Origin of the sequence: Arthrobacter sp. 2RAF6, assembly GCF_052115205.1 — a bacterium.
Taxonomy (GTDB): Bacteria; Actinomycetota; Actinomycetes; order Actinomycetales; family Micrococcaceae; genus Arthrobacter.
Window position 1 is genome coordinate 18,684 of the sequence record NZ_JBFRGF010000050.1, and the last position, 11,827, is coordinate 30,510.

Sequence of the window (11,827 nt, forward strand, 5' to 3'; positions counted from 1 at the left end):
GGGTACAACAAAGAAGCCGGGCTGGGCCCGAAGCAATCGGAACCAGCCCGGCGGTAGCCTGTGCTGAGCGAGGCTTAGCGCAGTTCGATTTCCAGCACCTGGAAGTCGTCAGCCGCGTGCCGGCCCACCAGCAGGCGGAACGTGCCCTGCTCGAACTGCCACCCGCCGTCGTAATGGCCGAAGGCCTTCGCCGGAATGCGCACCTCAACGCTGTCCGTTCCGGCCGGTGCAAGGTGAGTTCCGGCGTAGCCGGCGAGCCAGCGGACCGGGCGCTCCACGGCCGACTTAGGGCGGTCAAGGTACACCTGGACCACTTCGCGGCCGGTGCGCGTGCCGGTGTTCCGGGCCGGGACGTGCACTACAACGTCCTGCCCGGCGGTCACGTACTGCGGGGCGTGCGCCGTGCCGAAGTCGAAGGTGGTGTAGCCCAGCCCGAAGCCGAACGGCAGGGCCGGGGCGGCTCCGCCGGCGGCTTCCTGCTTGAGCCACGCCCGGTAGCCGATGTGGATACCCTCGGAATAGACCATCTTGCCGTCGACGGGCGTGGTGTTGAGGACGGGAACGTCGGCCAGCGCGGCGGGCCAGGTGGTGGGAAGGCGTCCGCCCGGTTCCTCTGCGCCCAACAGGATGTCGGCGATGGCGGTGCCGAATTCCTGGCCCCCGAACCAGGCCAGCAGCACGGCGCCTACCTTGTCCAGCCATGGCATCAGGACGGGCGAACCGGAGTTCACGACCACCACGGTGCGCGGGTTGACCGCGGCCACGGCCTCCACCAGCTGGTTCTGGAAGCCGGGAAGGTCCAGGTCCTTGCGGTCGAAGCCCTCGGATTCGATGGCGGCGTTGGTGCCCACCACGACGACAGCAACATCGGCCGTGCGGGCGGCGGCCACTGCGGCGTCAATTTCTGCCTGCGGGTCCGTGACCACGGTTTCCTCGCCCAGGAGGATCGCGGTGAAGGGGATGACCTGCTGCTTCGGCAGCTGGTACTCGGCCTCGATCCGAACGCTCTGGCCGGCCGTGGTTTCAATCGCGTGGACGGTCTTGGGCGGATCGAACAGGGCAGCGCCGAGGACGTCAGTGTCGTCCTCGAGTTCGCTGTTGAACACCTCGTCGCCGTCGAGAGCGAGCCAGATCTGTCCCACTGTCCCGATGCCCAGGTGGTGGACTCCCGCCGTCTCGGCAGTCCAGTCCGCCACCATACGGATGGAGGCGGCGCCGTCGGGGATGCCCACGCCGAACCAGATCAGGTGCGAGGCAAGCCGGTCTTCGCCGGAGATCTCCGAACCATCTTTGGCGAGGAACGTGACGCGTATACCGGTGCCTCCGGACACGGGGTTGCGGAGTGAGGTGCGGGAGAAGGCCTGCAGCCCTTCGGCCACTTTGGCGCCGCGGACGTAGCTGACGTTGACGTCGTCGGGCAGTGCCTTCCGCAGTCCCTCCAGCGGCGAGACGGTGTACCTGGGCATCACCGTGGCGCTGCCGCCGCCCTGGGTGCGCGCTTCCTCGGCGTTGTGGCCGATCACCGCGACGCTGCGAAGCCTGGTGGCGTCCAGCGGCAGGATGCCGCCTTCGTTGCGGACCAGCACTGCGCCGCGGACGGCCACTTCACGGGCGACGGCAGCACCGTTCAGCTGGGCGGGAAGCTCCGTCACGGCGGGGGTGAATCCCTCGAGCGAGCCCACGCGGGCGGCCAGCCGCAGGATGCGGGTAACCTTCTCGAGGATGGCGTCCCTGCTGACCCGGCCGTCCTCCACGGCTGCGAGCAGCTTGGGGCCCCAGTGGCCCAGCGGGCCCGGCATTTCGAGGTCCTGGTGTGCGTTGGCCGCATCCACGGACCGGACACCGGTCCAGTCCGAAACCACCACGCCGTCGAATCCCCATTCCGTGGACAGCGGCGTTTTGAGCAGCTTGTTTTCGCTTGCCGTGGTCCCGTTGATGGAGTTGTAGGAGCTCATCATCAGCCACGCACGCGCCTCCGTGATGGCGTCCTCGAAGGCCGCAAGGTACAGCTCGCGGAGCGGGCGTTCGGCCACCACGGAATCCGCGGTGAAGCGCTCGGTTTCAGCTTCGTTGGCCAGGTAGTGCTTGGGGGTGGCGCCGACGCCCATGGACTGCACGCCGGAGACGTATGCAGCGGCCATGGTTGCCGTGAGCCGCGGGTCCTCGCTCATGCATTCGAAGTGGCGGCCGCCCAGCGGTGAGCGGTGCAGGTTGATCGTGGGGCCCAGGACGGCGTGCACGCCCTTGCGACGCGCCTCCTGTCCCAGGACCTGGCCGTAGCGGCGCGCCGTTTCGACGCTCCAGGTCGCGGATAGGGCGGACGACGACGGCAGGGAGATGGAGTCGTGGCGCTCATCGAAGTCTTCTCCCCGGACGCCGGACGGACCGTCCGACATCACCACGCGGCCCAGGCCGATTTCCGGGATGGGATGCGTGGCCCAGACGTCCGCGCCGGTCAGCAGCCGGACCTGCTGCTCGAGGGTAAGGCTTCGGGCGAGTTCGAGGATCCGCGCGTCGGCGTCAGGGGTATCCGGAGCCGGGGACAGTGCTGTTGGTGAAAGGGCGGGGTTCATTTAGTTGACTCCTTTGATGCGGGTGAGGAGGACGGTCGATGATTCCCACGACGGCTCCGGCTATGAAGAGCGCGGGTTACCGCCGAGGGTGATGACGGGGGGCGCCATGGCAGGTACCTGGGACTGCCGGAGCGCTTGGGCGGCAGCGCAATCAGGGCGCGACCCAGCGACCAAGCTGGGCGCCTGCCCAGGTATCGGGGTGGTGAGTTCGAAAACCTTGATGGCAAGCACCACAAGGGCAGGAGCCAGCACAGCCAGCCAAAGCCCTGCGCTTGCGATCAGCATCCCGATGACGTAGGCGCGGGGTGCCCTAGCCAGTGACGGGGCACCTTTACCGGTGGTGTCCTCGTTGCTGCTGTAGAGGGTCCTGCCGACCGGAGAAGCAGCGGGATCTTGGGGAATGGCTTCTTTCGGCCACATTGCCTCCTGATAAAAGATGCACTCACACCGCACCTGGGGCAACGGTCCTTGGCAGGCGATAAAGACGACACCGGGACATACCTGAGTGCGCGTGGCTCATGGGGATTGGGAACGGACTTTCGGCGGGCTGGAGCGGCGGGTGGATTATGGCGGTACCACCGGCAGTCTCGTCACCGTTCAGCATTCGAGCGACCATGCCGTCGGGTTCAAGTTCTTCTACAGCCTCGAGACCGACCTGCCAGGCTTGGTCGGCATGTTCGAAGTCGATCCTAAATCCACGACCGACGGTCAGCAAGGTGTCATCGCCGAGATTCACGACCATGCCGTAACTATCGGATCCGGCTGGATCTACGCCGATTCCTGCGGCTCTGGTGATCACCAGATCGATGCTCCCCAGGGACCGCGTCACCATCGGGACGGCATCCGTGAGATGAAACCCCATGAGTTCGCTCCGCGTGCCGTCGGGATGACGTGTCAACGGAAACACTGCAGACAGTAAGGCGTAGGCGTCCTCCAAGGGAGCGAGATCTTCCCAGTCGGCAGAGTCAACACCGAAGGGAGATACGCCGAGCGCGCCGTACTCGCCCATGGCGAGGAAGGCGGTCCCGACACCAGACTGATCTCGCCGCTGCTCGGGGATGAACAAGCCCCGGGACATCTTTGCAAAAGCGGGCAGGATCTTGTCCGGGTCACCGAAGTACACGTCGGGTGTGAATAGGTCCACACTTGTCGCGATGGATGTCCAAACATCCGCGACCCGCGGCAGAGGACCGCCACTTGGGTAGGTGCCGGGGACCTGGCCTCCCGCTACTGCGAACCCCTCGACCTCGATGTCAATCTCGCTGTCAAGCCACGCATTTACGTAGAAGGGAAGCGGCGAGACGGTTCGTGCTCGGCGTGCCAGGGCTTCGACATGGGATGCGTACCCCCAAGCCATGAACGCCTCGTCACGTCCTAGCGGATCGTCCGTGACGTCTGCCCAGCTTCGGCGGTCTCCCTCGAACCCGGGACGTTGGCGAAGGGATTGCCTCAGACTGTCCGGCACGGCCGCATGGAAGGCACGATCAGCCTGCTCGGAATGATCTCTGGATGCTCCCAGGAGACCTATTTCGTTCTCGATCTGGATCATGATTACGGTACGGTGCTCGGCGTCGATCTGCTCTGCATGCTCCACAAGCGCCTGAAAGGCAGGTGCGTCGAGCTGTGTGGGGCCGAACGGCGAGAGCGTGTCGGACAGCCGGCCGTCGTCGAGCACGCAGCGTGGGAACCTCTCCCAATCGAGCTTCACCCATGCCGGTGCGTAACTGGAGGATCCATTCTTCCAGGCCCCGAACCACAGCAGCACCAGGCGGAGACCTGCTCTACGCACCTCGGAGACGAGCTTGTCGACTGAGGAGAAATCATAGTTGCCTTCTGTGGGTTCGAGTGCTTCCCAGGTGACGCTGGCCAGGACCGTTGTCGCGTTGACTTTGCTGGCGGTCTCAAGTCCGTGGCTCAGGGCGGCTGTTCCTGATGAGGTGGAGTTGTGAAGTTCGACTCCGAGCACGGGAAAGTGTCTGCCGTCGACTACGAGTTGCGCAAGCCCGCTGGTGCGGTCGAGGTGTGGCACCATAACGGCGCTTGCGGTGGTTGTGTTTGTCATTTGATTCCTGTGTTTGCGATGCCCTGGATGAAGTAGCGCTGTAAGAAGAGGAAGACCACGATGATCGGCAGCACGACGACGACCGCGCCTGCCAAGAGCAGCCCATAGTTTGTGCCGTTGGCCCCGATCGAAAAGAGCGCGAGAGCCACCGGAAGGGTGTACATGTCGTCCGTCTGTGCGATCACCAAGGGCCAAAGGAAGTTGTTCCATTGGGCCAGGAATGTCAGGATCGCGAGCGTGGCGAGGGCGGGTCCCGAAAGTGGCAGGATCAGCCGGAAGAAGGTCCGGACCTCTCCGGCACCGTCCAGTTTCGCCGCCTCCAGGAGGGCATCGGGAATGTCGCCGATGAACTGGCGCATGAGGAACACACCGAGTGGCGTGACGATATAGGGAAGAATCAGCCCAAGATAGCTGTTGGCCAATCCAAGGTTGCTGACCTGCACGAACAAGGGCACGAACGTAGCTATACCCGGGACGACGAGCATCAGTAGCACGAGCGAGAACAGCAGCCGTTTGCCCGCGAAGTCGATCTTTGCCAGGGCGTAGCCAGCCATCGCGCAGAAGAGAAGATTGCCAATAACACAGGCGATGGCGACTACGACGCTGTTGAAGAAGTACCGCCCGAAGTTCTGCCGTGACAGGAGATCCGTGAAGTTGCCGAGGGTGGGGTTTTTGGGCAGCCAAGCGTTGGGGTCGGCCAGGATCTCGCCTGTCGGCTTGATCGACCCGAGAATCATCCATGCGAAGGGAGCCAGGGTGACGAGGAGCCCGAGGGAGGCAATTATGTAGATGAGGGTGCGTGCGCGGAAGCCCTTACGGACTGAGCGCACCGAAGCGGTGATGGTCATTTCAACTCCTGGTGCGGAACAATCGGAACTGGAGGAAGCTGAGCAGCGCGATGCCGAGTACAAGAACGTATGATGCTGCTGACGCAAGCCCGTACAGTCCAAAGCCGAACTGCTTATACGCGTAGTAGCCGATCGAGATCGTGCTGTCGAGGGGGCCGCCGCCGGTCATGACGAACGGCTCCTCGAAAAACTGCAGATAGGCGATGCTCAGCAGGACCGCAACGACAAGAGTCGTCGGTTTCAACAACGGCAGCGTGATGCTGCGGAAGGAACGCCACTTGGTGGCGCCGTCGACACTCGCTGCTTCATGGAGCTCGGTCGGAATTGCCTGGAGTCCGGCAAGAAAGATCACCATGGGGATTCCGAAGTTGCGCCACACGGCCATGATGATGAGAGCCGGCATCGACCACGCCGGATCGTTGAGCCAATCAGGACCGGCGATTCCGATTGCTCCGAGGGCGGCATTGAACAGCCCGTCCTCCTGGTACATGTATCGCCACACGACAGCGATGGCAATAATGCTCGTCACAACCGGCGCGAAATAACCCACGCGGAACACAGCCTTCAGGCGGGTGATACCCGAATTGAGGGCAACGGCCGCGACAAGGGAAACGAGCATCGTGACAGGTATGCCGACCGCGACGAAGTACAGGGTGTTCAGCACCGCGCGAATGAACATGCCGTCAGCGAACAACGTCAGGTAGTTCTCCAGTCCCACAAAGCTCACACCGAACGGGGTCCGCAGGTCGCGGCTCCTGATATCCGTGAAGCTCATCAGCAACGAGGAAAGCACCGGCCACAGACCGAACGCGAAAAAGAAGATGAGGAATGGACTGCAAAACAACCAGGCGGCCATCGTGCGCCCACGCCGGGCACGGTTCCCCTTCCGGGGTGGCTGACTGGTGCCAGCCATCTCGGAAGTCGCTATTAGAGTTGCCACGGGTGTTACCTGCCTGTCCCGATTTTCTTAGCACCGGACTGGATCGCTGCCTGCGCCTCCTCGGGAGTGCTGGCACCCTTCGCGACCTTCTCCGCTTCGGCGTCTATGAGCGCACCAATCTGGGTCCAAGTCGTAACTGCGGGCGCATTCTGCGCGTTCTCGAGCTGCTTACCGAACACCTTGAGGTAGGCGTCCGAGGAGAGAGCCTTGGAATTCCAGGCCGACTGCACCGCAGGCAGATCGCCGGAAATCTTGAACCACTGCTCTTGCGTGTCGGCCTTTGACAGCCATCGGACAAGCTTCCACGCACCGTCGCGGTTCTTGGCGTTTTTGAATACCGCGAGATGGCTACCGCCTATATACGACGTGTTGCCCGCCGGGCCAGCAGGGACGGGCGCAATGCCGACCTTGTTGAGGAACTCCTCACCTCCTGCCTGCTTCAGCAGACCGATCTCCCACGGTCCGGAGATGAACGAACCGACTTCACCCGAAACGAATTTCGGTTCGATCTCTCCGAGGCTGACCGGCCCGTTCTGACTTGCGATTCCGTTCGTGAACAACGACTGGTATCGCTTGAGTCCTTCCAGCGCCTGCGGGGAATCAAAGGTTAGCTGCGTACGCTTCTCGTCCGTGAGCTGAGCCCCCGCCTGCCACATATACGGGAGTATCGTCTGCCACGTATACGCGGCACCGGTCGCAGCCGAGAAGCCCCACTTGGCCCCCTGGCCCTGGAGGCCCTTGGCGAAACCGTCGAACTTGTCCCACGATTCGGGGGCCGTGAGCCTCGCCGCGTCGGCAAGGTCCTTCCGATAGAACAGGGCCCGCGTTTCGACGTACCACGGCACCGCAAACGTGGCACCGGCGATTTCGGAGCTGCCTTGTGCGCCCGGGAAGAACGATTTCTTATCAACAAGGCCCTCAGGCACCGCCTCCAGGCCGCCGCCTGCGACGAACGAAGCCAGGTCGGAGGAACCAACCATCGTCGCGTCGGGCGTTGACCCTGATGCGACCGCAGTTTCGATTTTCTTGGCATAGTCCTGCCAGGGCACTGCAGTGACCTCAACGGTTGCGTCGGGGTTCGCTTCCTTGAAGCCCTTGATGAGTTCAGGCAGCTTTTCGCCCTCTGTTCCCATCGCCCAGACCTTGACGGTACCCGTCGCCGGGCCGGCGTCCACCGCGGCGCCGGGCTGGACGTCCTTGACCGCAGTCTCAGTTCGTCCGCATCCAGTAAAGACAAGAGCTGTCAACACGCCACCCGCTACGGTAGCAAGAAGTTTTTTACGTTTCATCAGCAGATTTTCTCCTCATTGAGTACGGCGAAGTGTGCCGTCCAACGAAAGTAACATCCAAAACCGAACGACTGCAACATTTTCATCAAAATTGGCTATCATGAATGAGTGACCACCACGATGCCCCCCTCTGCCCAGCCGCCGATACGTCGGGGCCAATACGCCAAAACAGCGCAACGACGGCAGGAAATCGTCGAAGCGGCGACGAACGTGTTCGCCTCCCGCGGCTACCACGGGGGATCCCTGCGTGACATCGCCCGACAGATCGGGTTGAGTTTGACCAGTGTCGTTCATCACTTCCCGGCAAAGAGCGACCTTCTTGAGGCTGTTCTGGACAACGCCGATCAAACAGGAGGATGGACACTGGACCTTGCACGCACCGAAGGGGTGAAGGTTGCAATCCTCGCGCTGGTCGATTTCAATCTGGAGCGCCAGGAACTGCTGCGGCTTCTGGCGATTGTGTCTTCTGAGGCGTCGGATCCAGCACACCCAGCTCACCAGTGGTTCGTGGACCGTTATGCCAATCTCGCCTCTGCTCTCGCCAAACTCGTTGAGCACGACATTGAACGTGGCCGCGTTTCGGCAGACGTCGACCCGGAACTGGCTGGGCGCTTGGTAGTGGCTATGTGGGACGGACTGCAGTTGCAATGGTTGCTCGACCCCACGCAGGACATGCACGGGAAAATGGACGCCGCCCTCAACCGCCTGCTGCAGTAGGTGCACTACGCCGCCTCGGGGCTCGGCGCAGCCTACGGGAGCACGGAGGACATGCTGTGCGCGTTGGGCGTCGGCCTTTCTCATCTGCGATCGCCCCTCCGAGGTCCATGCGGCTGCCCGCGAGCTCGATGAGGACCTCGGGCGGGGTCGCGCTGTTGAAAGCGATCGCTTGGCGCACCTCGTCGTCGTTGTCTTCGGCGAGCGAGGCCAGGGCGGCTGCTGGCGTGTTCGGGTTCGCCGCTACGGCCCGCCGCACCTGGGCGCTGCGCCGCTCCCCCGCTTCGCATTCCCTCACACCTGCCACGGCGATAAATGAGCCACCAACGTTACTAATGAGATGGGTCGTTGTCGTGCCACAAAGACGTCCGCACATGGGCCAGAACCCGCGTGATTCCGGGGATTATGGTACCCACCTCCTATAACAACTTTGGTGGCACGGAGCTCATGCGGTCGTCCCAGTGACGGCGGTGAGGTGGGTGGTGCCCGTAGTTTTCACCGCAGCCCAAGGTTTTCGTAGAGGCGGAAACCTTCCGGATCCCTTTCCAACCGGACAACCAGGTCCTTCATCCGCGTGATTTCGACTGGGCTCTCCGCACGACCCAACGGAACGACAGCGGCTACCTACCGTGCCCAAACCTTCCGGCACAGGATGATGCATTCGAACCGTTGGAGCACCCCGTGACGTCCTAGGGACTTCAGGGAGGGGCTCTACCAGAATGAAGGTGGACTGACCATCATCGGCCGTATAGGCAACGCCACGAGCAGACCTCCGACGTCAACAGAGGTGCAGCTTCCGCGGTTCCTCGAACACCGAAAGGCTTCTTCTCGGTTCCTGTCGTTCTGATCTTCAATCATCGCCGGGCGGGCCCTGCGAGCAACCAGGGCGCTACGCGCCGCTCGCAATCCAAAAGTTCGCCCGGCGTTCCCACGTCACTTGTCTCCTCGCCAACTTTGGATTGTTCCCGGTACCCCAAGTTGCACTCCGGCCCCTCAACCCAGCGAAGGCTCCGCTAACAGAACGACGCCGAAACATACCGACACGCCGAGTTGCCCCCAGCCGCGTCCGGGCAGAAACCCAATTCAGACAGAAGTCATGTAGAACGGACCCCACCCACCATGAAGAAGCAAGACCGCAAACCACTCCCCAGACCAGGAAGCGAGGCAGAGGACCACAAAACGCCCCCCGAAGGGGCCCATAAAAAGCTGATTTGTGCACAGTCAGAGGGCCAAAGGCCCCCTGACCTGCGGAAACACTGTGCCCGAGGTGGGACTCGAACCGGCTTCCGACCCTTGAAACACAGGGAACTCCAGAAAACATGCCGAGTACGGCCCAGTCCGGCACCGGTACGGCCCAGTCCGACGGCAAGGGTGTGCACATTGTGCACACCCTCTTTTGACGGATTTGGGAGCATCGTCCCCCGGGTGAAACACGCCGATACACGGTCTGCCGTGGATTCGGGCGATCGCTGGCCAGCCTCGCAGAGAATCTGGCTGGGACAGTCGCACTCCCACCAGTTGTCGCCTCAGATACCGCATTCATTGGAGCCGCATCAGGGCATGGCTCAATGTGGTGATAACGCGTTGCCCGCCCAGACGAGGAGATCGCAATTTCCTGGCCCGCCTCGATCGAGGCGCTGCACCCGGTACAACACACGGTTGGTTCACCTTGAGTAGCCTGGCGGAACATCGGCCACGATTCGATTCGACATGTTCGCAGATCCGGATAGCCAAGGGTCCTAACCATGTGAGGATGCCGCATTGATCTCGGCCGCCACCTCGGGGGTGGTGCTCTCGCCGTCTACTCCGGGCATCGCGATAACGGCGACAACCGTGAGTATGGCACTGACCAGTACGGCCAGAAACACGGCGGAGGACGCCGACACGATTGTCTGCGGATCGGAATTGCCGCCTGGGACGCTGGCGTAGATCGCGTTGGCTACTGCCCCGAAAACGGCGACGCCGATGGAGCTGCCAATCGAACGGGCAAAGAGATTGGTTCCGGTGACTACGCCGCGCTCGTTCCACTCGACACTTGACTGCGCCGCGATGAGGCTCGGGGTTGCTACCAGCCCCAGCCCTAGTCCGACGACGAAGCAACACGCCGCCACAACCAAAATGTTGGGGGAAGAGGCAGTAAGCGTAAGAACCGATGCACCGATGACCGCGACCGTGACACCGATCAGTGCTGTCCTGCGGTACCCAATCCGGAGATAGAACCGGCCCGCCTGGGACGCACTGATCGGCCAGCCGACAGTCAATGCCGCCAGGGCGAGCCCGGACAGAACGGGCGAGGTCGTGAGAGATCCCATGAGGAACGTGGGCACGTAGGAGGTAAGGCCGAACATGGTTGCCCCAATGCCGAAAGAGATGATCGACGTCGTCAGCAGCAGGCGCCGGGACACGACCCACAGCGGCAGTACGGGCTCTGCGGCCCTCCTCTCAACGAGAACGAAAACCGCGAACAGGAGTGTGCCTACTCCAAACACGGACATGCTGGTGGCGGAGTTCCAAGCCCATGCCAGGCCGCCCTCGAGAGCCCCAAGGATAAGCAGGCTGAGGGAAACTGTTAGCAGTCCCGCCCCCAAATAATCCACCTGGTGCTTGGCGCGCTCGATACTTTCGTGGAACGTTCGGATCAGCAGCCACCCAGCCAAGAGGCAAAGCGGGATGTTCACGAGGAATATCGCACGCCAGATGCTGAGTGAAGCGAACAAGCCACCTAGTGTTGGGCCAATGACCGAGGAAAGTGCCCACACACTGGCAAGGTAGCCTTGCACCTTAGCCCGTTCCGTCACCGTGTAGATATCGCCGACGATGGTCATAGCCATCGGCAGGACTGCTCCCGCGCCCAGGCCTTGGAGCACGCGGAACGCAATGAGGGCCGCCATGCTCCACGCCACGCCGCAAAGGATCGAACTGAGCAGAAAAAGAGCGATACCGCTAAGGATGATCGGCTTACGGCCAACGACGTCCGAGAGTTTCGCGTAGGCGGGCACGGAGACAGCCTGCGCCAACAGATAGGCCGAGAAAAGCCATGGAAAGGATGTGAAGCCGCCAACGTCTTGCACGATCGAGGGTACAGCCGTCGCCACAATCGTCGAATCAATCGCCACCAAGCCCGACGAGACCATTAAGGCAATAAGGATGGGGCCCCGCCGGGACCGAAACCCGACACCGTCGGCAGTCGCTGTCGTCACTTAATCTCATTCCATCCGTCAATGATGTGCTCTTCGAACCGAGTATGGCGGGTAGTGGGTATCCGGTTAGCTCAGGTGGCGGGGTCCGGTCCCGAATCGTGGGCAGTGATTTGGCGGTAGGTGGTCGGTGCTTGCGTAGTGCCGAGGCCGAGCAGGGACTGGAAGGCCGCCATGGGCGTGCCGCGCCGGTTGTAGCGGAAC

9 protein-coding genes are annotated in these 11,827 nt (G+C 62.5%); 1 reads left to right on the forward strand and 8 read right to left on the reverse strand.

Annotated features, from left to right (window positions below):
• Positions 1–74: 74 nt before the first annotated feature.
• Genes AB4Z38_RS23070 through AB4Z38_RS23095 form a run of 6 tightly spaced genes read right to left on the reverse strand, consistent with a single transcriptional unit; the run spans position 75 to position 7,712 of the window.
• On the reverse strand, positions 75–2,573 hold the full coding sequence (locus AB4Z38_RS23070; RefSeq protein WP_441431859.1) for a beta-glucosidase: 2,499 nt from the start codon (positions 2,571–2,573) through the stop codon (positions 75–77).
• A 60-nt stretch (positions 2,574–2,633) separates the two neighbouring features.
• On the reverse strand, positions 2,634–2,993 hold the full coding sequence (locus AB4Z38_RS23075) for a hypothetical protein (protein ID WP_441431860.1): 360 nt from the start codon (positions 2,991–2,993) through the stop codon (positions 2,634–2,636).
• Between the two features lie 22 nt (positions 2,994–3,015).
• Positions 3,016–4,635 carry a DUF5597 domain-containing protein gene (locus AB4Z38_RS23080; RefSeq protein WP_441431861.1) on the reverse strand — a complete coding sequence of 540 codons (1,620 nt, stop codon included), beginning with the start codon at positions 4,633–4,635 and terminating at the stop codon, positions 3,016–3,018.
• On the reverse strand, positions 4,632–5,483 hold the full coding sequence (locus tag AB4Z38_RS23085; RefSeq protein ID WP_441431862.1) for a carbohydrate ABC transporter permease: 852 nt from the start codon (positions 5,481–5,483) through the stop codon (positions 4,632–4,634). The genes AB4Z38_RS23080 and AB4Z38_RS23085 overlap by 4 nt, the downstream gene beginning before the upstream one ends.
• A 1-nt stretch (position 5,484) precedes the next feature.
• The gene (locus AB4Z38_RS23090; RefSeq protein WP_441431863.1) at positions 5,485–6,423 is read right to left on the reverse strand and encodes a carbohydrate ABC transporter permease; all 939 of its coding nucleotides are present in this window, start codon (positions 6,421–6,423) and stop codon (positions 5,485–5,487) included.
• A gap of 5 nt (positions 6,424–6,428) precedes the next feature.
• Positions 6,429–7,712 (reverse strand): extracellular solute-binding protein, encoded by a 1,284-nt coding sequence (locus AB4Z38_RS23095; RefSeq protein WP_441431864.1) that lies wholly within the window; start codon positions 7,710–7,712, stop codon positions 6,429–6,431.
• A 108-nt stretch (positions 7,713–7,820) separates the two neighbouring features.
• Between AB4Z38_RS23095 and AB4Z38_RS23100 the strand changes: the two genes are divergently transcribed.
• A complete protein-coding gene (locus tag AB4Z38_RS23100) occupies positions 7,821–8,429 on the forward strand; it encodes a TetR/AcrR family transcriptional regulator (protein ID WP_441431865.1) in 609 nt (202 codons plus the stop codon).
• Here AB4Z38_RS23100 and AB4Z38_RS23105 read toward each other — a convergent pair.
• Both AB4Z38_RS23105 and AB4Z38_RS23110 read right to left on the reverse strand, forming a co-directional pair.
• Complete coding sequence (locus tag AB4Z38_RS23105) at positions 8,410–8,802, reverse strand: hypothetical protein (RefSeq protein ID WP_441431866.1); 393 nt, start codon at positions 8,800–8,802, stop codon at positions 8,410–8,412. The genes AB4Z38_RS23100 and AB4Z38_RS23105 overlap by 20 nt on opposite strands.
• 1,363 nt (positions 8,803–10,165) lie before the next feature.
• Positions 10,166–11,626 carry an MFS transporter gene (locus AB4Z38_RS23110; protein WP_441431867.1) on the reverse strand — a complete coding sequence of 487 codons (1,461 nt, stop codon included), beginning with the start codon at positions 11,624–11,626 and terminating at the stop codon, positions 10,166–10,168.
• Between the last annotated feature and the right edge of the window lie 201 nt (positions 11,627–11,827).